Origin of the sequence: Altericroceibacterium spongiae (assembly GCF_003610805.1) — a bacterium.
GTDB classification, from domain to species: Bacteria; Pseudomonadota; Alphaproteobacteria; order Sphingomonadales; family Sphingomonadaceae; genus Altericroceibacterium; species Altericroceibacterium spongiae.
On sequence record NZ_RAPF01000001.1, the window covers coordinates 29,015 to 51,697 of the forward strand.

The window sequence follows — 22,683 nt, forward strand, 5'->3', positions numbered from 1 at the left end:
TCGGCTTTGAATAGAGGAAAGAATTTTATGAACTGGATGATTTTGCCGTTTAAACGTTACGCCGAATTCTCGGGGCGTTCGCGGCGCAAGGAATACTGGATGTTCGCATTGCTCAACATCATTGTGACAATGGTATTGATGATTGCGGCCTTTTCCGGCCTTCCCGCCATCAATCCGAACGATCCAATGGCTCTGGCCAGCGCTTTCGGTGCACTGTTCACTGGCCTGTTCGGCATGTTGCTGGGGATCTGGATTTTGGCGGTCATCATTCCCAGCCTTGCTGTAACGGTGCGCCGCTTTCACGACCGGGACATGTCCGGCTGGTGGTATCTCGGTTTCGTTGTGGCCGGCCTCATTCCTTATATCGGTTTCATCGCGTCTATTGCGTTGATTGTGCTGATGGCTTTGCCCGGTACCAATGGGCCCAACCGCTTCGGCGCGGACCCGAAGAATCCGTCTAACGCGGACGTCTTCGCCTGATTGAAGGCCCGTCCTGAAACCCGATAAAGGGCCTGAAACAGGATAAAAGCTGATCTTGAGGGAAGGGGGGAGTGCCGTTGCGCTCCCCCTTTTTTATAAGCTGCGCAGGGCCTGAGCGGGCTTGCTCCGCAAAAGGGGCAGGGATGTGCCCAGAGCAAAGGCGAGCACAAGCGCTACACCGCTTCCCAGAACGGCCAGCACACGCGGCCAGTCCGGCAGCCAGTCGAATCCGAAAAGCTGTGTGATAACGAGCCAGCCCATCGCACTGCCAAGGGCCAGCGCCACCAGCCCCAGAATAACCGCCAGCAGGCCGAATTCGGTGAGCTGCATCAGGATAAGCTGTCGGCGGCTCGCTCCCAATACGCGCAGAATCACCGTGTCATAGCGCCGCGCCGCACGCGCGGCGGCGAGCGCGCCGAGCAGCACGGCAATGCCGGCCAGCACAGCCACCGAGGCGGCAGCGAGAATAGCCATACCCACCTGATCGAGAATGGTCCGCGCTTCTTCCAGCAACGGCCCGACCTCGATTACTGAACTGGCCGGAAAAGCGGCGACCAGTTTGCGTAATAGCGGGCCGCTATCATGCGTTTCCTCCGGCGGAAAGTCGAGCGTGGCAGCCAGATTATGCGGGGCATCTTCCAATGCATTGGGGGAAAAGACGAAGACGTTGTTGAAGCCCATGCTTTCCCAGTCGATCCGCCGGAAATTGGCAATACGCGCCTGTCTTTCGGTGCCGAGCAGGCTGTAGCGGATGATATCGCCCGGCTTCAGGTCGAGAATTCCGGCCAGTTCTTCATCCACCGATACAAGTGGCTCGCCCGCATAGTTTTCCGGCCACCACTTGCCTTCGGTCAGCACATTGCCGGGGGGGATATCTGCGGAATAGGTCAGGCCGCGTTCCCCGCGCAGCGCCCATGCACCTTCGGGCAATTCTTCCAGCTCGCTGACCAGCGTTGGATGGCTTTCCGGGCCATAAGCAAGAATTGCTCCACGCAGCGTCGGCACTGTGCGGATCGTTGTGCCGGGAACTTCGCTTTCGACCATTTGGGTCAGCTCCGCCACTTTATCGCGCGGCAGGTCGAGCATGAAATAATCGGGAGCCTGAGCAGGAACAGTGCGGGCGATATTGGCGTCGAGACTGGTTTGCACCGCGGCCAGCAGCACGAAAGCGGACAGGCCGAAACCCAGCGCCGTCACCAGCGCAGGCGTGGATGCACCGGGGCGATGGATATTGGCGAGCGCGGCGCGCAGGACCGGGCTTTTCGGGCGCGGCAGACGGGCTGCAAGCGAGCGAATGGCGCGACCCAGCACAGCCAGAAGGCCGAGCAGAGCGGCGGCACCCAGTAGAAATCCGCCGCTTAGAAGCATTTGCGGGCTGCCTATCAGCGCCAGTGCCACGATTCCGGCGAGGCCGAAAGCTACGGGTATTATAGCGGGGCGCCATGCGCGGGTGAGTGGCGCGACACGTTCTCGCATCAGTGCCATGGCCGGATAATGGCGGGCGCGCAAAATCGGAGGGGCAGCAAAAATCAGAGCGACCAGCATACCGAAAGCTGCCGCTCGCAGCAGTGCGACGGGATCGAACAGCAGGCCGCTTTTCACCGGCAGTACTGCGCTGAGCGCTTGAGTCAGCAAGGGCGTGACGAGCATTCCGGCAATGAGCCCGATCACTGCACCTGTCAGAGCGGCTACGCCGACCTGCAAGGCATAGATCCGCGCGATATCGCGGCTGGTTGCGCCGAGAATTTTCAGCGTGGCGATCGAGCTGCGGCGCGCTTCGAGGTAAGAGGATACCCCACCGCCAATGCCGATCCCGGCAATCACCAGCGCGGCCAGCCCTACCAGTGTGAGAAATTCGCCCATCTGACTGACAAAGCGCTCGGCACCGGGCGAGGCGCGGTCGCTGGTTTTGAATTCCAGCCCTTCATTGGCAAAGCGCTGTGCGGCATTCTCCTGCAGGGCCTGTGCCGAAGTGCCATCTTCGATTCGAAGGCGCGTTTTCGTTTCGTAAAAAGCGCCCGGCGCGGTCAGCCCTGCCGCCTCGGGCGTGTCGATGGAGACGATCATGGTCGGCCCCAGACTGAAGCCTTCGCTTAGCCGGTCGGGCTCGCTGCCGATGATTCCGCCGACGGTCAAGCTGACGCTTCCGACCTTTAGTCTGTCACCTGTGGTCAGATTCAGCCGCTCTGAGGTATCTTTAGAGAGCCATGTGGTTCCGCTGGGCGGTGCCGCTGCTTCTCTGCCGTCCTGAAGTATGAAAACCCCGTAAAGAGGCCAGTTTCGGTCGACCGCTTTCATTTCGACCGGCGCAGCAAGGTCCCCGGCAGTGACCATGGCAGGAATACGAAAGCCTCGCGAAACCGTACCGTGGCGTTCGAGAAATGCGATTTCCGCCTCGCGTAAAGGTCGCTGCCATACTTCGACCTGAAGGTCTCCGCCGAGAATTTCCTGCCCCTGAGAAACCAGCTCGCTGCGGATCGCACCGGTCAGCGAACCAATCGCCGCCAGCGCGCCGACACCCAGCAGCAGACAGACGAGCAGCAGACGCAATCCCCGGAAACGGCGATGCAGATCGCGTCGGGCAATGCGCCATGCCGCAGTCCAGTTCAGCCCGTTCATGAGGCTGGCGGGGTCATGCGACAGAACCATCGCTGGCAATCAGCCCGTCGGCCAGTGTGACGATCCGGTCGCATTGGGCTGCCAGCGCCGGGTCATGCGTGATAATTACCAGAGTGGCTCCGCTCGCTTTGCGCCGGGCGAAAAGAAGATCGACGATATCGTGCCCCGTCGCCGCATCGAGATTGCCGGTAGGCTCGTCCGCGAAGATCAGGGCGGGCTGCGGTGCGATGGCTCGGGCAATCGCCACACGCTGCTGCTCCCCGCCCGAAAGCTGCGCGGGATAGTGATCGAGGCGATGGCCGAGCCCCACTGCGTCGAGTTCGTGCCCGGCCCGCTCCCACGCATCGGTTTCGCCCGCCAGTTCCAGCGGGGTGGCGACATTTTCGCGGGCGGACATGGTGGGAAGAAGGTGAAAGGCCTGCAGAACGATGCCGATCCGTCCGCGCCGGGCCTGTGCCAGTTCGTCTTCGCTGAGCGTGGAGAAGTCCTGTCCCGCCACATGCAGGCTTCCGCTGCTGGCGCGTTCCAGCCCCGACAGCACTGCCATGAGCGAGCTTTTTCCCGAGCCCGAAGGCCCGAGCAGCGCCAATATCTGGCCGTTCGGGACAGTCAGATCGATGCCCCGCAAAATCTCGACGGCGGCAGGGCCGTCTCCCAATGTCAGACGAAGGTCGCGTGCGATTATCGCACTTTGCGCATCAGAGGGCTTTGTCACACAACCGGGATGGCATAGGGACAAAGCGAGAGCAAGGGAGCGTTACATGCGTTTTGGCACAGTTTCGGTTATTCTTTCGGCCATCATGGCGCTGGCTCTGTCCGCCTGCGGCAGTGACGCACCACCATCGCCGCAACCGCGAGAGAATGTGGCCGATGAAAACACCGATCCGAGGCCGGTCATGGGTGAGGAGCGTGTCATTCTCGCTTTCGGAGACAGTCTGTTTGCCGGTTACGGGCTGAAAAAGGGCGAAAGCTATCCCGCCAAACTCGAAACCGCCTTGCGCGCCAAAGGCATCAACGCGCGCATTATTAATGCCGGTGTCTCTGGCGATACAACAGCGGCCGGGCTGCAGCGGATCAAATTCGTCCTCGACAGCCAGCCCGACAAGCCGGACCTTGCTCTGGTTGAACTGGGCGGGAACGATTTGCTTCGCGGCCTTTCGCCTGCTGAAGCTCGCGCCAATCTCGATGGGATCATGGAGGAATTGCAGCGTCGCAAGATTCCCGTTTTGCTGATGGGTATGCGCGCACCGGCCAATCTGGGTGAGGCGTATCAACGCGAATTTGACGGCCTTTATCCCTATCTCGCCGAGCAATATGATGCCGGTCTGGTACCTTTTTTCCTTGAGGCGGTGGCCGATAAGCCTGAATTGATTCAGCAGGATCATGTCCATCCCACAGCGCGCGGTGTGGAGGAGATAGTCGGCGCTACCGCCGATGATGTGATCGCCGCCTTGCCGCCGGAAGACTAGCTTCGAATCTTAATCGAGCCGTTCCAGCCGGCCACCGTTCACACGCCAGGTTGCCGCTTCTCCTTCGATTTCGGAAAAGGGAGCCAGTTCGGTGCCGGTCAGCCAGATTTGCGACCCGCCATGGCGCAGCCTTTCGAACAGAGCAGCGCGGCGCACCGGATCGAGATGGGCAGCCACTTCGTCGAGCAACAGGAGGCTCGGACGGCCATTGGCGGCGAGCTCGGCATGGGCGAGCGTGATCGCCAGCAACATGGCCTTTTGCTCACCGGTTGAGGAATGGGCAGCAGGAACGCCTTTCCCGGCCATCGTCACTTCCAGCTCATCGCGATGCGGGCCGGTCAGAGTACGCTGCGCTGCGCGGTCTCGCGGCCTTTGCCGGGCCAGTTCGCGGACCAGAGCTTCCCGATCCATCGGTCCGCCGGGAAGATAGGCAAGGGCAGGGCGAGCGAAAGGCTGATCGGGCAACAGGGCGAGCGCTCTGGAAATCTGCGTAACCAGCCGGGCGCGACCCTGTGCCAGCGCGGCACCGGCTTCGGCAAGCTGCGCTTCCACCGCATCGAGCCAGGGCGGTTCGGGTTCGCGCTCGTCGGAGAGCAGGCGGTTGCGCTCGCGCAGAGCGGCTTCAAAGCGTGTGGCATAGCGCGCATGTGCGGGATCGATCCCTAGCGCCATGCGGTCCATATAGCGCCGCCGCGCGCCCGCACTGTCTGTGAAAAGCCCGTCCATCGCCGGGGTTAGCCAGCCGATGGAAAGCCATTCGCCCAGGCTAACGGCACTGCTATCGGCGCCATTGATCTGTACGATCCGGCGGCCGGGGCGCTGCGGATCGGTGCCGGTGCCCAGAACAACCGGATCGCCCTGATCCCCCGGATCGAGCGCGGCGCTGATTGCGAAACCGCCCGGCCCGTCCATTGCCGCCATGTCGGGAAGCTTCGCCCGCCGCAATCCGCGCCCCGGTGCGAAGAGCGACAGAGCTTCGAGCAGGTTGGTTTTGCCCGCGCCGTTCGGGCCGATCAGCAGGTTGAAATGCGCACTGCCATCGAGACGGCTCTCCCGATGATTGCGGAAAGTCGAAAGGGTGATCCGGTCCAGCGCCATGCGCTGCTGACCTAGAGAAGGAACCGGCGGCAAGCCATGAAAATCTTGAAAAACCGACAATTGGCAAAAATTCCCAAATATCGGTTTCAGGTAAAATGTCGTTATGAAGCCATTTTTGTCAAGTACCTGTTTTCGAAAAGAAATTCAATTTGGCACGGCTTATGCAATGAAGCTGGTATCGCGGCAATGTCGCCGCATTTTAACAAAATAGGGGATTTTATATGAACGCTTTTAACCTTTTCGCCCATCGCGCTCTCGCCGGTCTGGGCGCCGCTGCGATCACCGGCTTTCTTCTGGTAGCAAGCTTTTCAACCGCGCCGCAGGGGCAGCTGATTGCAGGGATCGTTGCATAATGACTCAGGAACCCGCCAAATTTCGTCTCAATAAAACCGATAGTAAATTGCTGGGAGTCTGCGCAGGGATTGCCGATTATCTCGGGATCGATCCGCTGATTGTTCGGCTGGTTTTCGCTATCGGCACAGTGGTGGGCTTCGGCAGTTTCATCGTGATCTATCTGCTAATCGCTCTGCTGGCCAATTAAGCGCTGGCCTGTCCAAGCGCCGCGACGGTCAGTCACTTTTCGCGAAGGGAGAGAAATCGGTGTCATCGTCGAAAATCTCTACCCCTTCGCGGCGCTTCAGAAAGCCGATCACGCAATAGGTGACCGGAGTCAGCACCACTTCCCAGCCGGTCTTGATAAGCCACTGCGATATTACGACCTGCATGAGCTGATCGGGCGGCCAGCCAGCCATTCCATAAAAGGCCAGCGGGTAGAAAATGATACTGTCCAGAGCCTGCCCCACCACGGTGGAGCCGATCGTGCGGGTCCACAGGGCCTTGCCCTGCGTGAGGATCTTCATGCGGGCCAGCACGTAGGAATTGGCAAATTCACCGGCCCAGAAAGCGGTGATGGAGGCCAGCACGATGCGCCAGCTATTGCCGAATACGAATTCATAGGATTCCTGCCCCGGCCAGCCCTTGGCAGGGGGCAGGGCTACGACGATATAGGCCATGAAAGCCATGAAGATCAGCGCAGCAAAGCCCGTCCAGATCACGCGCCGGGCCCTGACATAGCCATAAACCTCGGTCAGTACGTCACCGATGATGTAGCCGATCGGGAAGAACAGCACACCTGCCCCGAAGGACCATTGCGTTCCGTCGGGCAGGGGGATGTAAGACGGTTTGGCCGCACCGATGATATTGGACAGCAGCAGAATGGTGACAAAGGCCGCCATCACATAATCGAAATAGCGGAAACGCGGTTCTTGTGTGTGATGATGCGATGCCAAATCGTGCCCTTTCGTCAATTTTGCTGCTTAACCCGATTTGCCTTGAGCGCAAAGCACGCTATGGCGCCCCCGACGCGCCCGTAGCTCAGCTGGATAGAGCACGAGACTTCTAATCTTGAGGCCACAGGTTCGAATCCTGTCGGGCGCACCATATCCTTTTTTGGGCCAGAAATTGCGCCTAATGCCTTGAATGGCAAGGATATTTCAGGGGTTTGAAAGCCCTCAAAACGGTCGAATACGATCCTCCCTCCAAAGACCAGTTTGAGCATGGCACGGCGGTCTTCCAACCGACCACTTTCCCAAAGATTCCAAGGGTTTGCCAAAAATTTGAGAGCGGTTTGAAAACTTGATTGGTAGTCGCGAGCCGGAGTGCCGCATTTGGCAATCTTTTCGGTCAGAATCAGCTTTTGCCGTTCCAGTTCTTCGACCCTCTTTTCATAGGCTTTGACGATTGTGCTGCTGTCGGCCTCTACGAGACGGTCCACGACCTGCGAAAGCTTCCGCTCGATACGACCGATTTCCAGACGCATCTGCGTCATCTTTTCGCGGCCTGAATCCACTCGCTTTTGCCAGAAATCCCGAAAGGCCTCGTTCGCCAGTTGGAACAGCGAGGGGGCGGGTTTGAGTGATTGCACAAGGTTGTGCAGGGCATCCTCAACCTTGTCCCGCGCAATAGATTTGCCGTTGCCCTCGCAGCCCCGCTGGCGGCACAGATAATAGGGATAGATCGCACTACGCCCTTTAGACCATGCGGCGGTCATGGGATGACCGCAATCGGCGCAGCAGACGACACCGCGCAGCGGGAAATCCTCGTTGATATCCTTGCGGGTCGGCGCACGGACCTTACCAGCCAGCCGATCTTGGATGATGCCAAAATCTTCGAGGGAAATCAGGCCTTCGTGCTGGGCTTTGCGAAGCGGCACGTCCCAGCGCTGAACTTCGATATAGCCAGCATAGAGGGGCTGGGTCAGGAGCTGACCGATGCTTTCATACGTCACCAGCCCGTGTTTGTTTGTCGGGAAGGGGGGACTGGCCTCAAGGAAACGCTTGACCTCACCTTGCGACGCAAAGCGCCCCGAGGCGAAACCTTCGAGGGCTTCCCGAACGATGGAGGCAAGCGGTTCGTTACGGACGAGAACCTTCCCGCCGCCCGACTGGCGTTCATAGCGATAGCCCCAAGGCGCTTGGAACACCCAATAGCCACCCATGACGCGGGCACGCATACGGTCCTTGGTCTGTTCGGCATTTTTACGGCGATGCTCGCCCGCAAATGCCGCTTCGATGATCTCAAGGATATCGTCGTCGGGATCGTCGGCGTAAACCCGCTTGGGGGACACCAGTTTGCCGCCAGCCTTCGCCACGGCATCGCGGATAGCGTAGTGTGTGCGCAGCGACCGAGCGAGGCGGTTGAGATCGTCAACAATGACGATGGTTTGCTTCCTGCGGCTTTTCAGGAAGGCGAGCAAATCCTTGATACCCGCACGATTGGCTGATTTGCCCGAATAATCGTCACAAAAGACCTCGACCACATGATAGCCCATGCGGTCGGCGTATTCGCGGCAGATGGTTTCTTGGGAGCTGAGGCCGTTGCCCTCAATCTCCTGTTTCTTGGTGGACACGCGGGCATAAATGACCGCCTCTTTTTCTCTTATCGGTGTCATGTCGTAACCTTGCCCTCACGGGCTGTTGGGGCTGTTGCTCGCGCCCCCGTCATCGGGGTCAATGCTCTCGTCGCTTTGGAACAAACCAAGAATAGCATCATCCGGATTGTTTTGAAAATGGCTGTTTTCCCGAGCATCGAGAATAAATTGCTCGGACGTTTCGCCAAAAGCCGCATCGACGAAATGCGCCATGATTTGCGCGACGATCCCGATGAGTTCGTCTTTCTCGTGATCGGGAATATCAATATCCGCAACGCACTTGCGATATCGTTCCATCTGTTCCGGCGTGAGCAGTGACACCCGCATGTCCCCTTCCTGCCGCGTGAAGCAGCAGTTGATTCAACCAAGACGCGGGGATTGAGATATGCCGATTGCTGGCTGTCTCTGGGGGAAACGTCACGTTCCTCCCGCGCCGACCGCAGCAATCCTCACTATCAAGATTTCAGTTTACCGCAGGAAGTTGAGGAAATGCAAACTTTTGAAAATATTGAATATTAGTAGATTCTGATAAGAATGAGCGGGATAGCCCGTTTGCGCGCCCATATCGAAGTTGAGAATTCCCGAGGTTCGGCGGTCAGAACGCGCCTTGGTGAAGCTGGCGCACATCGCCGATCTGCACTTTCCACGGATCGACTGCATAGAATGGCAGGCGGTCGCACACCACCAGTTGCGGCAGGCCCGCAACCTTGATGATTTGCCGTCCCGCGCCGATGCCGCGAATGTCTTCGGCCTGCAAAACAGGACGGCGGCTCTCGCCGCGATTGATTCCTGCGCTCTCAACCGCACCGCCGCCAATATTCTGACCACGGGTGACAATGGTGCGGTTGCCCGACCAGCGTTCCACATCACGCATCATGGACGGGTCTTCGATCCCCGTCATATTGAGGATCGAGGCCTGATCCTCGATCTCCTTCACCGCGTCCTGTGACCAGCGCCCCTCCATCGAGAAGCGGCCTTGCGCGAAGAACCAGAGCTGAATGCCCTTGCCGCGATAGAGGCGCAGCGCCTTCAAAATCGCGGGCGCAGGCGGAAGCTGCGGGAATTCATCGAGCAGGAAACAGGTCCGCACGCCGCCCCGCTCGCGGGCTATCGCCTCTATGGCGTAATTGACGATCAGGCTGACCCAAGGGGCGGCAACCCCGAGCTTGTCGGACGGGGTGATGAGATAGACGGTGCATGGCTCATGTTTCAGCCGCCCGAAGTCAAAATCATGCGCGGAAGTTGCACGATCCAGCGTTTTCCCGACCTCGAACGCCGCAAGGGCTTCGATAGCGTCCGACCTGTAGGCCTCGAATTGCTTTGGCGCATCGGCATAGGTTGCCGCCATTGCGGCGGCCTTACGGGCGATGCCCTCAATGCCGCAACTGGTCATAAGCTGAAACTCGCGTTCCAGCTCATCATTGCCCGCGTTCACGAATTTCCACAAACCGCCGAGCGTGCAGTTGGCGGGATCGAAATGCGCGGCATATTCGGCGCGGATTGAGACAAGCCGCACCGAGCCTTTTCCGACCCAGCCATCCCCTTCACGCGGGTTCATGGGGCGGATGGTCTGGGCGATCTCGTCGGCCTGCGTGTCGATCTCGCCGCCATCTAGAACAATATCGATCAGCACCTGCAAAGGGTTTATGCGGGTATTGGGGAGACCCAGAAGGTTGAACGGATTGAGGTAGATGCAAGGGGAGCCAAGCCCGTCCCCGCGATGCTCGCGGGACGCAAAGCAGTTCTCACCATCCTTCACGTCCACGACGATCAGGCTGCGATCACGGATATGGGCGAGATTGGGTAGAACCAGATCTCGCCCTTTGCCCGAGCCTGTGCGGGCGTAGGTCAGGAGATGACCGTCGCCGCTGAAAAACAGCATCCGCCCTTGCTGCGCACCGAGAAACAAGCCGCTGGTCTCAAGGAGACCGGCGGCTTTCAGATCATCGAGGGTGGCAAGACGTCCATCGCCGAGCTGCCCGCTTGGGGCAGCAATAGTCATCAGATATTGCTGCCACGCGGCGCGCTCGCGGGCTTCCTCTTCGCGCTGCGCCCGATCCATCTCCCGCGTCATGGAAAAGAGACGCGGGAGGAACGCTGCCATCTGTTCGATCCGCATGGGATTATTCGCCTCCCTCGCTATGCGCATCGCGGCTGATCTCGGGAAGGTCGGGAAAGCTGATCGGTGCCATCCTGTCGATATCGGCCTGAACCGCGCTCGGCGGCGGCAATCCCGTGTCCCATCCCTCGACCGAGACGGTTACGCCATTCTGGACCGCCGAGGTCAGTTCCTGTTGAAGCTGACCGCCCACTTGGTCGGCATAGGCAAGCGCATCATCACCGCCGCCGGGTTCGATGACATTCGCAACCCGCCCCCACAGGCGCGCCAGATTGATGACCAGCGCATCGGTGCCCTGCTGCTGGCGGGCGATTTCGGTGCGCTGATGCACATAGTCCTGTTGGAGCTGCGCGGTGGTCTGCGCATAAATTCGGGTGCGATCATAGGCGGCCTGATAGTTGGTCAGGATGCCTTGGGCCGCTGCGCGATATTGCTCTTGCTGCTGCGCAACACTCACCTTGACCTCTTCGGCCCAATCGAGAAACGCAGCCTGTGTTTCAAGATCATGCGCCTTGATCTCCGCCGCATAGCGCCCGCCATATGAGCCCGTGATGGTTGAGGGGCGATAATCGGGCGGCGCGAACATCTCCGCGCCATAAAGCGCAGCGCCGCACAGGATGATGCCGAAGAACATGCCAGCGCCAGCAGAAATCCGCTTCTTCTGTGGCGGCATCACTATCTGAAACGGCTGACCTGCCGCTTGTGGCGGGAGGGTCGCCATCCCGCCTTGCTGGGGCGCTTCGCCCCCATAGTCTATGGAATATTGAGGATTGCTCATGGCAAAAGCTCCTGTCTGGTGGTTCTCACCAGACAGGAGCCGGATTTAGAGAGGCAGCGTGGGGGAAACCCCACACCACCGATCATTCATGCGATGACCCGCGCCGCGACCGTGGGGTGACGGATCGCCAGCGCCAGATAGAGAAGTTCCAGACGCGGCAGGGTGCGCTTTTGCGGGGCTTGCTTGGGCTGATACACCGCAAATCTCAGGAAGCCGCCAAGCCACGAGTTGCTTGGGTCTTCGTCGGTTCGCAAGATCGTATCGACGCAGATTCCAAGCTGGTCGATCCTGCGCCCATTGGTATCGAGAACAATGCCCTCATACTCCCAGACGATATCGGAGAGCAGATCGGCAAAGCCACGACGACTGCATGGCAGCAGCGCACGATAGGCTATCGCCAGTCGATAGATGGCTGCCTTGGTCAGCAGCCTTTGGGGTGGAGGAAGGCGGACGATCCCCTCAAGGTCGTTATCGTTCGCGGCGAGCGCGTGGAGCGTTTCGGGAGACAGCCAGTCCGTCACGTTCGTCCCTCCCTTTGCCAAGGGCAGGCCACGCAGCGCGACCAGTATTTCCACGCCCAATGGGCGCAGGAAGGAATGTTCCCGCAAGCCGGAAGGTCATTGTCATTCTGTGCCAGATAAACCCGCCGATCAGCGGTCAACACTCCGCGCCGAAGGGCGCGTCCATCACGCATAGCCATCGCTTCACTCCCGTATCACCCGCGAAAAGCGGGATTGCGAGACGCTTCACCCGTTGAAGCGTCTGAGCGAGGGATGGCCACCTCTCAGAACAAGGTTATGCGTGATTCGAAACGTACCGTCAACAAAAAACGGATACGTAAAACGATTAGCGTTACGCTTTCATTCCCCTGCGGTTGAGCGCACCAACCACGCGATGAACTTCATCGCGCTTGTAATAACCCCACTCCAGAAATTCGTCGTTCAAATCAGCAAGGCTTTTTATCGTCATATCGTCAGGCAGATCGTTATTGCGCTGCCAATTTGACAGCGCATTGTAGGCTGGCGTGTCATTGTCCTTAAGCACCTGTTTGGTCAGTTTGTCGTCTGCCAACCATTCGCCCCACACTTCGCGCAAGAAAGGGATAATCTCGTCCTTGCGGGGCTGATACTTCCGGGTTGGGACAGAAGGAGTCTCGGCGGCGCGAGCGCGGTTGAAATGCGACTTGAGGAACTTACCTAATTCATCGACTAGTGAGTCATCGTAAAGAGCATTCCCGCCCACGTTGGCGGCAATTTCCTGCATAAAATCTATAAATTCATTTTCGTTTTCAAAATTCATCTCAGTCTTTTTGGGTTCGGGTTTTCTCCTTCTTACTGGCCCGCGCATCATTGCCTGATGTGTGTCCATGAGGGTCAATCGCGCACCAGTCTTTTGCGCTTTCTTACTCAGCGCCGCCTTCGCTCGATCCAAAATTGGGTCTGATGAGATATCGACCTCAGCAGGGCCAATTCTCCCGCCACTCAGGGTCCTATCCAAAAGGTCCTCGTCGAGTTTAGGAAGTGGGGCGTCGTCTCTCTTGTCTCGACTCTCAGTTCCCTTGCCGTGCTTCTGTTTTACCATTGGATATACCATTCACATAAACCGACTTCCGAAGTTCGTATTATGTTCTTATGCAAATTGCAAGCATTTTCGCTGTGTGCATGATGCAGCGCCACTGGCGGGGCGCTTTCTATACGAGTTGGTGGTGACAAAAAATGCGGGGGGCTGTCCCCAGCGCCCCGCACCACCGTTGATCCACTCCGTTCAGGCTTTTCGAGGTCGCCCGACCCGCCGTGGCGGGCTTGGAGCGTTGGGCGGACTTGGCTGACTGCCTCCGCCGCCCGAACCTTTGTGCGTGACCATCACGAACCCCAGCAGGATTCCGCCAAGCGGGATCAGCTCGATACATGCGCCAATCGCAATCGCCGCGATTGTCGCTTCGGGATAGAGCGCGAGATAAGCCATGTTCGACACGACAGGCATGGTCGGGATCGGCTCTTCCTTGAGAGCTGCGATATCATCCAGCCCTTCAGTCAGCTCCTCCGCCATGCCGTCGAAATTATGCGTGATCGCAGCGGCGGCGGACGGCGGCAGCCCAGCCGCGAGCCAGTCCTTGCGCATCGCGTCCGCGACCGCCTGCATGGCCTCGACAGGGAGCGCGTCATTCACTTCCCGCGTCAGTCGCGTGAAGTTTTCGCCATTCTTGCGCACGGCGACAAGCTTTTCGTGGCGCTCCATGTCGCTGTCGATCACGCGCCGCGTGTCGATCAGCAGACGGTCGATCCTGAAGAAAAGCCGTTCCAGCTTTGCACGGCTCGCGAAGATCGCGGCCCGCGCATTGGCGCAGCCTTCACTGATATTGGTGAGAGCCGTCGCAACCTGGCCCACATTGCCGCCTTCGCCGCTATAGACGCCCGTGCCGACCTCTTGGACGCTCATATTGGCAGCAGAGCTTTCGCAATCATTCATCACCGACGAACGGTTGATGAGCGACGCGGCGGCACGCTGGCGCGCCTGCGTCGCTTCGGTCTGGGCGGTCAGGGTCGCTTCCATGTGCGCGACTTCGCCCGAAGCCGAGGCGAGAACAGAAGACGACGCGATCCCGAGCATGAGCGCGACCGCGAGATAGGCCGCGACGAAAATCCCCATCACCTGATTACGCTTTGCTCGCGGCAGCGTCGGGATGTGTGTGAGGGCGATGTAGGAGCCGTATGAGAGCCCCGCCGCAATCGCAACCGCCGACATGATCGTCTCCAGCCATGTCAGCAAGGTCATCTCGCCCATCGGAGCAACGAGGTCTGATATCCAGACCCCCGTGAAGATGCCCGAGAGCACATGGAACAGGATGTTGAGGATCAGGATTTTCCCGACCATCGCGGCAGTCAGTTCGTTGGTCTTCGGCATAGCGCCCTCCTTCTGGGAAGCGCTTTGCGGGTTATTTGCATGAAGTTTGGGGGAAAGTTGCCGCATTGCATCATATCGCGGCTACAGGGTCACGGCGGGAACGATAGGGCAATTCCATGCCGATACGTTTCGATATGGTGCGTGTCGGTATATGGGCGCGTGGCGAGGGCTGGGCCTCCCAAGGCTGGTTTTGGGCCAATTTTATGCGTTAGCACGTTCCGCAAGATGTGCGTTTGTATTACAAAATCCTTCGCCTTCAGCTCCGGTTTTGCCAAACGCTCATCTTGGCAAGGGGCACCCGCTGCGCGTTCCCCGTTGCATCCCCTCCGGCCAAATGGCGCTTGCACGTAACCAATCCAGCCTGACGACGGGTCAGACAGGATAGGTGCGTTTCAGCGCCATCGGGGAGACTTCGGCTCTCCCCGCCAGGCATACGAACGTATGCCTTCCCCCCATCGATAAGGGGCGTGCCTGCCCCTTTAAACCCAGCCGCCTCCAGCGCGGCGAAGGAGCATTTCATAGCTCCCCTCGACCCCATCGACCATTTCATGGAGACCAACCGTTCGCCGTTTGGATACCGCCACGGGATCGCCCGTGGATGCGACCGAAAGGGGCTAGCGCCGCCCCTCTGGACACCAGCTATTAGTCAGATCACGAACCGCTGCAACGAGGTGAGGATACCTTACATACACACCTTGCATTTGTGGCCATTTTGGCCAAAAATGCCCTTGGGCCGCTTGTTTGGAGAGGCGAATGAAGACGCTTTCAGCGCGGGATGCAAAATATCATTTCGGGCGCCTGATCGATCTGGCCCGAGCAGAGCCCGTCACTGTCGAAAAGCACGGTCGGCCCGTCGTGGTCGTCCTCTCCGTTGAGGAGTTCGGGCGTCTTCAGGAAATTGAAATCAACTACGGACGCCGTGGCGCATCCGACGACAACGCATAGGACAGGCAGCATGACCGAGCTGAGTTTTAAGGGCAAAGAGTTCGTCTATAACCATCATTTGGCCGTGCCATTTCGCCCACTTGTGCCAGACCAGCCCAAGGGGATCGGGCCTGTAGCGCTTGACGGCAACCTGATCGTCCACGGCGACAACCTACAGGCTTTGAAAGCGCTGCTTCCTCATTATGCAGGCAAGGTGGACTGCATTTTCATTGACCCTCCCTATAACACAGGAAACGAGGGCTGGTGCTACAATGACAACGTAAACGCGCCGATGATTAAAGAGTGGCTGGAATCAAACCCCATTGGGGTTGAGGACGGACTTCGCCATGACAAATGGTGTGCGATGATGTGGCCCAGGTTGCGGCTTCTTTACGAGTTGCTAGGCGATGAAGGCACGATTTGGGTCACTCTTGACGACAACGAAATCCATCGGGCGAGAGGTATTCTCGACGAGATTTTCGGCGAAGAATCATTTGTATGCCAGATCGTGACGCAATCCAACAAACGTGGTCAGACCTACAAGGAAATTGCCAAGACTCACGAGTACATTCTTGTCTATGGGAAAACGCCTTTTTCAGTGCTCCATGAGATTGAAACTGAGGGAGAAAATCTCCCCGAGAAGGATGATTTCGGAAAGTATTCCGCTCGTGAGTTGAGAAATCGGAATCCGAAATTTGGCCGCCACAACAGGCCCAATTTATTTTATCCGTTTTATGCCAAGAGTGGCTTTACCGATGATAACGGGAACCATTATGTTTCCGTTGAACCGTTCGAAGGGGCCGAGGAAATATTCCCTTTGAACAGCAGTGGCGGGGAGAGCTGTTGGCGCTGGGGAAAGGATCGCAGTCGAGCGAGAACGGAGAATAAATCGACAGAGTTCCTTTTCGCTGCGAAAACAAGGGCTGGCGAGTGGCGAGTCTTTGAGAAATATCGCAAGGAAACGATAAAAGCCAAAACGATATGGTCTGATAGCAAGCATATAACCGAGCAAGGTACTGTCGAGCTGGGGAAGTTAGGTTTAGCCGATTTGTTCCCATTTCCAAAACCCCTGGGATTGCTTGAAGATGTAATAAGCATAGCGACCTCAGATGATGCACTGATTTTGGATTCATTCGCTGGCTCGGGCACTACTGGCCATGCGGTCTTAGAAGCCAACAGACGCGACGGAGGGAGCCGCCGTTTTATTCTCGTCGAAATGGAGGATTATGCCGATAACGTGACGGCGGAACGCATTCGTCGTGTCATCAATGGCTATGATTTTGAGGGCATTCAACGAACCGAGATGTTGCGCGAACGTCTTAATTGGCGCGTACTTAGCAACTCTGAGGAATTGGTGCATAAGGTCGAGGGGATCGAAAACCTTCACTCCCATGAATTCGACCGCATAAAGAAGGAAGTGAAAGACGGCGAGCTTGTCGTCACTGGAGAAAAAGCCGTAGCTGACCGTGCAGATGGACTAGGTGGAAGTTTCACTTACTGCACGCTTGGCGATCCCGTTGAGCTTGACAAGATTCTGAGTGGTGAGACCCTTCCTCCCTATTCGGGTCTCGGAGCTGCCCTATTCCATATGGCCACCAACCAATCGCTCGAAACTGGCAACATACGAGAGGAAGATTTCTATCTTGGCAAAGCTGACGGACAGCAGGTTTGGCTGATCTACAAGCCTGATTTGGATTGGCTGAAATCGCCCGAGGCGGCTCTGACGCTCGCTCGCGCAAAGGCCTTCGCTGCGACTGATCCAGACAAGAGACACCTCGTTTTTGCTCCCACAAGATTTGTCAGCCAGAAGATGTTGGCTGAACAGAATCTTCCGGTGGAGTTCGTGCCGCTGCCTTTCGCACTCTACCGTATTGATCGGAGCTAAAGCACGTGTTCCGACAGCTCGACTATCAAGACCGCGTCCTAACTGCTCTCGATGCTTACCTTGGCTTCCTCAAGGAAAAGAAGGTGCGTTCCGACAGGGTGGCAGCGCTTGCAGCACAAGACCCTGACCTCGGACTGGCCATTCCGGACTTTGCGAAGGAAGCTTGGGAAGCGATGAAAGCGGCTGGTAAGCTGCCAGTATCTCGCGACGCAATTCCGTTTTCACCCCGTCACGATGGGTGTGACCGACCTGTCCCGAACACTGTTCTTAAAGTCCCAACGGGCGGCGGTAAAACCTGGTTGGCTGTTACCGCAGTATCACGGATCATGGGCAGCTATCTCGACCGCAACACAGGCTTTGTACTCTGGATCGTGCCGAACGAGGCTATCTACACGCAAACTCTTAAACACCTGAGAGATCGCCAACACCCTTATCGCCAAGCGCTGGACCGTGCAGCAGCGGGGCGGGTGCGGATCATGGAGAAAACTGACCGTCTTGATGCTCGCGACGTGGAGACGAATCTTTGTGTCATGTTGCTCATGCTTCAGTCCGCAAATCGGGAGACGCAGGACTCCTTGAAGATGTTTCAGGACAGAGGCGACGTTCACGGCTTCTTTCCGCCCGAGGGCGAGCAACAAGCTCACAAAGCCGCAATCGAGCGAACTCCGAACCTGACCGCATACAATGGCATGTTTCCAATGGTGAAGGACTCGCTTGGAAATGCGCTGAGAGTCATTCGCCCCGTCGTGGTTCTTGATGAGGGTCACAGAGCGATCTCCGATTTAGCCTTTCGGACACTCTATGGTTTCAACCCCTGCTTTGTCCTTGAGCTGACTGCCACTCCGCAAGACGTGCAGCCACGTGGGGGGCGTAATCCTCGCGAAGGAAGATATGCGAACGTCCTTGTCGAGGTGACGGGTCGAGAGCTTGATCGTGAGGGTATGATTAAGATGCCCCTCAATCTTGATCCTCGTCAGGGGAATGACTGGAAGGCCACCCTCAATGCGGCTTTGGCCAAATTGAATGCGCTAGATGCCGACGCTCGCGCGCTAAATGCTGAGTCAGGGCGCTACATCCGTCCTATCATGTTGATTCAGGTCGAGCGGACGGGGGCCGATCAACGCGAGAGCGGCCACATTCATGCTGACGATGTGAAAGACTGGTTGCTTACAGCAGGCTTCGATCAGGCCGAAATTGCGATCAAGACCGCACAACAGAACGACCTCAGCAATCCAGAAAATCAGGACTTGCTTTCGCCTACAAACCGAGTGCGAGCCATCATCACCAAGCAGGCACTTCAAGAGGGCTGGGACTGCCCTTTCGCCTATGTCCTGTGCAGCCTAGCCGCCAGTTCCAACCTCAAAGCTATGACGCAACTTGTCGGCCGGATTCTACGACAGCCTGGAGCAATTAAGACAGGCGTTGAAGCTCTCGACGAGTGCCACGTCATTACGCACCATGCCGATACGGCTTCGGTCGTCGGCGCAATCAAAGACGGTCTCGAACAGGATGGTCTTGGCGACCTCGTTTTGAGGGTCAGCCAAGACGATACAACGGGAACTCCAAACGCAACTCGGTCAATCAGTCGTCGCCCGTCTTTTGCGAAAACCGAAATTTACCTACCGAAGGTCATGGTTATCGAAGGCGAAGATGCGCGCGATTTGGACTACGAAACAGATGTTTTGTCGTCCATCGACTGGCGAGGTTTCGACCCCAAGGAAATTGCCAACAACGTTCCGGAGAATGCGCAAGCAGCAGAGAGCCAACTGCAAAGGATCAGTCTTTCCGACGATGGCGAAGAACTCTTCGTCGGTGAGACGGTCGCAGTGAATTCAGAGGTGCTTGCGTTCGACCCTGCCTACGCGGTTCGGATGATTTCCGACATTGTTCCCAATCCGTTTGTGGGACGAGAGATCGTCGGCTCAATGCTCGATTCCCTACGTGACCGGGGCTTCGACGAACATAAGATCGGGCAGCTTGCCGGACTCATCGTTGAGGAGCTCCGCAGGGGATTAGAAACAGCCAGAAATGCCCGCGCTGAAGCCCTCTTCAAAAGCAAGGTTGCCGCAGGCCAAGTCCAGTTCCGCCTCAGGCTCGACGGGCGCAACTGGCGAATGCCTTTCAGTGTTGAAACAACCGAGCCCGATAATGGTCGGCAACTGCTTAATCGCGCAGGTGGCCCACTGGTAAAGAGCTTATTCGCGCCCGTGTTCGAGAATGAACTCAACAGCGATGAGCGCGATGTTGCGGTTTATCTCGACGGCGAGAAGACCCTTTCCTGGTGGCATAGAAACGTGGCGCGGACGCAATATGGCATTCAAGGATGGAAGAAGGCAAAAATCTATCCTGATTTCATATTCGCCGTTCAGGGTGATGGATCAGGAAAGCGTATCACTGCGCTCGAGACGAAAGGCGATCAGCTCGACAATCTTGACACGGCCTACAAGCGCGATGTCCTAGCCTTTCTTTCAGATCATTTCTGTTGGGACGAAACAGCTCCCGTTGGGGAACTGGAATTGGTGAACAACGGTGAGACCGTTCAGGGAACGCTCGTCCTTATGAGTGAATGGAAGAGCAAATTGCCGCAGCTACTCTCTAAAAACGATCCCGCTTCGTAGATTGGTAGGATGCGATGACAAACCCCACCTACGCATATTGGCGCAAATGCGATTTTCAGGTTCACACACCGCGCGACCCAAACTGGCAGGGTGCGCGGCCATTAGGCGTGGGCGATGATAACAATGGCACTCCCGCTACTGCCGCTTTTGTTGAAGCCGCTAGGCAGCAATGGGCTGAAGATTTTGTGGAGCAATGCTCCAAGCGGAATCTGACGGCTGTCGCGTTAACCGATCATCACGAGATGATAATGTTTCCGTATGTCCGAGCCGCCGTAGCCTCTCGACGTGAAGCAGACCCTAGCTTTGACTTATGGGTATTCCCTGGAATGGAGTTGACCTGTCGAGGCGGCGTTCAATGCCTGATTATTTTCGATGCCAATCTGTCCGATGAATGGACAAATGCCGCGCAGGCGCGCCTAGGAATAGTTGTCGCGCAGCTTGACGACAAGGCGCGGCAAGCACCAAGGGTTACGCAGCTAGATTGTTCATATCCCGAAATTGCAGGCAAGCTTGATGGCGTTCCCCAGCTCAAGGGACGCTTTATTGTCCTCCCCAATGTCTCTCAAGGAGGACAGCACACAGTCCTCACAAACGCTGCTCATGCCGATTTCAAGGCAATGTCCTATGTCGGCGGTTATCTTGATGTCGGCCAGAGCATTGAGACGATGGGGGCGACCAATCGCCGCCGACTTTCTGGCTTAGACGCAAATTGGGGCTCGCGCTTCATTTATCCGTTGCCGACATCCGACGCGCGCTCAGCAGATTATGCTCAGCTAGGCCAAAACAGTTGTTGGATTAAGCTCGCAACTCCCACCGCGGAAGCGATCCGACAAGCATTCTTAGGCTACCGGTCCAGAATCTCAATTCAACGACCAACTGTCGCTACGCTTAGTGTCCGGTCGCTGTCAGTTAGCCAATCCGCAATTTTGGAAGATGGGACGCTCTCAATCAGCCCCGAATTGAATTCTTTCATTGGGGGCCGTGGTAGCGGCAAGAGCACATTGCTCGAATACATAGCGTTTGGTCTTGGTCGGAGTTGCCATGATATCGACAAGGGAGAATACTCTGGAAAGCAGCGTCTCAGCGGCCTAATCAACGACACGCTAATTGCAGCAGGAGCAACGCTCGAGCTGGCCATAGTGCAGGATGGAGCCAATTTCTACATTCGTAGAAGCGGCGCAAATGCCTACCAGCCCAAGATCACGTATCCAGATGGAACATCGCAGGAGCTCTCACTCAAAGAACTGCGTTCGCTTTTTCCTGCCGTAGTCTATAGCCAAGGGGAGCTTTCGGAAATTGGCAAGCAAGCGGGAAAGCGTGCTCAGCTTTCTGATTTGCTACAGTTTGTTGAGCCCGAGTTTAAGCGTGAGGACGAGAGGCTTAACGGGGACATTGATGCTGCCAAGTTGACAGTTAGACAATCTTTGCAGGGATTGTCCTCTGCATGGGCGCAACAATCCCAACTTCATAAACTGAATACGGCGAAATCGTCGTTAGAGCAGCGCATCGCTGCTCTTCAAAAGACGCTGCCCCAGCTATCGCCCGAGGACCAGAAGGTCGTCTCTCGCCATGACAGTTTGGTGGAACTTGATACGAAGCGTCAGCAAGCTGAAAAGCAAGTGCAGGCAGTCATGGGGGAATTGGAGCAGCTTTGGCGCACTTCTCGCCAAACCCTGGACTTGGCCTCGCCAGCTCCCGAGGCCAAGGCGGTTCAGGAAGCGTATTCTCACTTCAATGCCGCATTCACAAAAGGAATCGAGACACTAGGAAAAGACTTGGCCTCCCATCGCGACAAGGTCATGGCTGCGGGATCTGGCGTATCATCTGCCCTCGCAGAGGCAAAAACCTCCAGAGACAAAGTGATGGAAAAGCTTACTGAGCATCGAGCCGTCACTTCACAACTCTCTGCGCTCCAAACTGAACTCAAAGGAGTGATGACGCAGATCGGTGAGCTGCAAGTCTCTCTCTTGTCACCAGATGAAAAGTTCACGGAATTGAGCGGTGCGATTGCCAGCCTAAAGGCTTCCGTGGACCTACGGGCGGAGCGCACCAAGGAATGGGCAGACAAAATCGAGACGCTTTCGGGCAACCGCATCGAAGCTCAGCTAAACGTGGATCACAACTGGACAGAGATATTCGACGCAGTTGATATGCTGGCAGCTAAGACTGGCTCCCAAGAGGCCACTCGTCACCGAAATGTCGAGGAGGGTCTAGAAAGTCAGGGTGTCTGGGCGTTTCTTGATGCCCTGCGTGCAGATTGCTTGGCTGCTCTGCGTTGGAAGCAGGTTTCGGTTTCTGGCTCTGGTGACAAGCCCGCATGCGAAGCTCTGGCAAGCGTACTAGGAGGTGCGGCCCGCACAATTGATTCATGCTTTGATCTAATTGATCTCCAGCGAATTGAAGCCATTGCTACCGCTGTTCCAAAGCCTGAGATCACTCTCTTCTACTGCGATGCCGAGCGGAAAATTTCCTTCGAGAAGGCGTCCGAAGGTCAACGGGCAGCGGCGTTGTTGTTCATGCTTCTGGAGCAGCCTGGCGGCCCGCTGATTGTCGATCAGCCTGAAGGTGACTTGGACAACAAGGTTGTTTCCGAGTTGGCCGAGAAGCTTCACGAGTCAAAGCAGCGCCGCCAAGTGATTTTTGCCAGCCACAATGCAAATATCGTTGTTAACGGCTCTTCTGAGCTTGTTGTAGGAATGGACGTAACCTCCGATGCCAAGCGTGCAGTCGCTTGTCACGGGGCAATCGACCGCACCGACGTATGCGCTAAAATCACGGAAACAATGGAGGGCGGCGAGAAAGCCTTCCGAGATCGCAAAGACAAATACGGATACTGAACACTGCCTTGAAGCATTCTTGC

At 57.1% G+C, this 22,683-nt stretch carries 19 protein-coding genes, 1 tRNA gene and 2 pseudogenes; 11 read left to right on the forward strand and 11 right to left on the reverse strand.

The window, feature by feature from the left end; genetic code table 11:
* Positions 1-36 precede the first annotated feature (36 nt).
* Positions 37-429: pseudogene (locus D6851_RS00115) on the forward strand (DUF805 domain-containing protein); the annotation flags it as partial.
* Here D6851_RS00115 and D6851_RS18310 read toward each other — a convergent pair.
* Genes D6851_RS18310 through D6851_RS00125 form a run of 3 tightly spaced genes read right to left on the reverse strand, consistent with a single transcriptional unit; the run spans position 360 to position 3,814 of the window.
* Positions 360-650: a zinc finger domain-containing protein gene (locus tag D6851_RS18310; protein ID WP_420797067.1), complete on the reverse strand. Its 291-nt coding sequence runs from the start codon at positions 648-650 to the stop codon at positions 360-362. The pseudogene D6851_RS00115 and the gene D6851_RS18310 overlap by 70 nt on opposite strands.
* Positions 574-3,129: an ABC transporter permease gene (locus D6851_RS00120; RefSeq protein ID WP_238473863.1), complete on the reverse strand. Its 2,556-nt coding sequence runs from the start codon at positions 3,127-3,129 to the stop codon at positions 574-576. The genes D6851_RS18310 and D6851_RS00120 overlap by 77 nt, the downstream gene beginning before the upstream one ends.
* Entirely contained in the window at positions 3,113-3,814 is a 702-nt protein-coding gene (locus D6851_RS00125) for an ABC transporter ATP-binding protein (protein ID WP_238473864.1), read from the reverse strand. The genes D6851_RS00120 and D6851_RS00125 overlap by 17 nt, the downstream gene beginning before the upstream one ends.
* 46 nt (positions 3,815-3,860) lie before the next feature.
* On the opposite strand from D6851_RS00125, the gene D6851_RS00130 reads away from it, so the two are divergent.
* Positions 3,861-4,568 (forward strand): arylesterase, encoded by a 708-nt coding sequence (locus D6851_RS00130; protein WP_120322873.1) that lies wholly within the window; start codon positions 3,861-3,863, stop codon positions 4,566-4,568.
* 9 nt (positions 4,569-4,577) lie between these two features.
* Here D6851_RS00130 and recF read toward each other — a convergent pair whose 3' ends face one another.
* The gene (recF, locus tag D6851_RS00135) at positions 4,578-5,666 is read right to left on the reverse strand and encodes a DNA replication/repair protein RecF (RefSeq protein WP_120323445.1); all 1,089 of its coding nucleotides are present in this window, start codon (positions 5,664-5,666) and stop codon (positions 4,578-4,580) included.
* A 221-nt stretch (positions 5,667-5,887) separates the two neighbouring features.
* On the opposite strand from recF, the gene D6851_RS18140 reads away from it, so the two are divergent.
* Together D6851_RS18140 and D6851_RS00140 are read left to right on the forward strand one after the other, a co-directional pair.
* Positions 5,888-6,019 (forward strand): hypothetical protein, encoded by a 132-nt coding sequence (locus D6851_RS18140; protein WP_274379029.1) that lies wholly within the window; start codon positions 5,888-5,890, stop codon positions 6,017-6,019.
* Positions 6,019-6,207, forward strand: coding sequence for a PspC domain-containing protein (locus D6851_RS00140; protein ID WP_120322874.1), 189 nt, complete (start codon positions 6,019-6,021; stop codon positions 6,205-6,207). Before D6851_RS18140 ends, D6851_RS00140 begins: the two co-directional genes overlap by 1 nt.
* Before the next feature lie 28 nt (positions 6,208-6,235).
* Here D6851_RS00140 and D6851_RS00145 read toward each other — a convergent pair whose 3' ends face one another.
* Positions 6,236-6,973 carry a queuosine precursor transporter gene (locus D6851_RS00145; protein ID WP_238473865.1) on the reverse strand — a complete coding sequence of 246 codons (738 nt, stop codon included), beginning with the start codon at positions 6,971-6,973 and terminating at the stop codon, positions 6,236-6,238.
* A gap of 56 nt (positions 6,974-7,029) precedes the next feature.
* Here D6851_RS00145 and D6851_RS00150 point away from each other — a divergent pair.
* Together D6851_RS00150 and D6851_RS00155 are read left to right on the forward strand one after the other, a co-directional pair.
* Positions 7,030-7,106 (forward strand) — tRNA-Arg (locus D6851_RS00150).
* A 199-nt stretch (positions 7,107-7,305) separates the two neighbouring features.
* On the forward strand, positions 7,306-7,509 hold the full coding sequence (locus D6851_RS00155) for a hypothetical protein (RefSeq protein ID WP_120322875.1): 204 nt from the start codon (positions 7,306-7,308) through the stop codon (positions 7,507-7,509).
* A 150-nt stretch (positions 7,510-7,659) separates the two neighbouring features.
* On the opposite strand, the pseudogene D6851_RS18315 reads toward D6851_RS00155, so the two are convergent.
* A pseudogene (locus tag D6851_RS18315) lies at positions 7,660-8,574 on the reverse strand (recombinase family protein); the annotation flags it as partial.
* On the opposite strand from D6851_RS18315, the gene D6851_RS17950 reads away from it, so the two are divergent.
* Positions 8,485-8,913: a hypothetical protein gene (locus D6851_RS17950; RefSeq protein WP_147395387.1), complete on the forward strand. Its 429-nt coding sequence runs from the start codon at positions 8,485-8,487 to the stop codon at positions 8,911-8,913. The pseudogene D6851_RS18315 and the gene D6851_RS17950 sit on opposite strands and share 90 nt — an antisense overlap.
* Positions 8,914-9,190: 277 nt before the next feature.
* On the opposite strand, the gene D6851_RS00170 is transcribed toward D6851_RS17950, so the two are convergent.
* The 5 genes from D6851_RS00170 to D6851_RS00190 form a co-directional block, all read right to left on the reverse strand.
* A complete protein-coding gene (locus tag D6851_RS00170; RefSeq protein ID WP_183029919.1) occupies positions 9,191-10,714 on the reverse strand; it encodes a type IV secretory system conjugative DNA transfer family protein in 1,524 nt (507 codons plus the stop codon).
* Between the two features lie 4 nt (positions 10,715-10,718).
* Complete coding sequence (locus tag D6851_RS00175; RefSeq protein WP_120322878.1) at positions 10,719-11,492, reverse strand: hypothetical protein; 774 nt, start codon at positions 11,490-11,492, stop codon at positions 10,719-10,721.
* Between the two features lie 86 nt (positions 11,493-11,578).
* Entirely contained in the window at positions 11,579-12,013 is a 435-nt protein-coding gene (locus D6851_RS00180; RefSeq protein ID WP_147395388.1) for a hypothetical protein, read from the reverse strand.
* 331 nt (positions 12,014-12,344) lie between these two features.
* Complete coding sequence (locus D6851_RS17505; RefSeq protein ID WP_147395389.1) at positions 12,345-13,073, reverse strand: hypothetical protein; 729 nt, start codon at positions 13,071-13,073, stop codon at positions 12,345-12,347.
* 183 nt (positions 13,074-13,256) lie between these two features.
* Positions 13,257-14,396 carry a hypothetical protein gene (locus D6851_RS00190; protein ID WP_120322881.1) on the reverse strand — a complete coding sequence of 380 codons (1,140 nt, stop codon included), beginning with the start codon at positions 14,394-14,396 and terminating at the stop codon, positions 13,257-13,259.
* Between the two features lie 753 nt (positions 14,397-15,149).
* Here D6851_RS00190 and D6851_RS00200 point away from each other — a divergent pair.
* Genes D6851_RS00200 through D6851_RS00215 form a run of 4 tightly spaced genes read left to right on the forward strand, consistent with a single transcriptional unit; the run spans position 15,150 to position 22,660 of the window.
* Complete coding sequence (locus tag D6851_RS00200; RefSeq protein WP_120322883.1) at positions 15,150-15,341, forward strand: type II toxin-antitoxin system Phd/YefM family antitoxin; 192 nt, start codon at positions 15,150-15,152, stop codon at positions 15,339-15,341.
* A 10-nt stretch (positions 15,342-15,351) separates the two neighbouring features.
* Positions 15,352-17,205 (forward strand): site-specific DNA-methyltransferase, encoded by a 1,854-nt coding sequence (locus tag D6851_RS00205; protein ID WP_183029920.1) that lies wholly within the window; start codon positions 15,352-15,354, stop codon positions 17,203-17,205.
* A gap of 5 nt (positions 17,206-17,210) precedes the next feature.
* Positions 17,211-19,823, forward strand: a complete 2,613-nt coding sequence (locus D6851_RS00210; RefSeq protein ID WP_120322884.1) for a DEAD/DEAH box helicase — start codon at positions 17,211-17,213, stop codon at positions 19,821-19,823.
* A 14-nt stretch (positions 19,824-19,837) separates the two neighbouring features.
* Positions 19,838-22,660 (forward strand): TrlF family AAA-like ATPase, encoded by a 2,823-nt coding sequence (locus tag D6851_RS00215; protein WP_120322885.1) that lies wholly within the window; start codon positions 19,838-19,840, stop codon positions 22,658-22,660.
* Positions 22,661-22,683 lie beyond the last annotated feature (23 nt).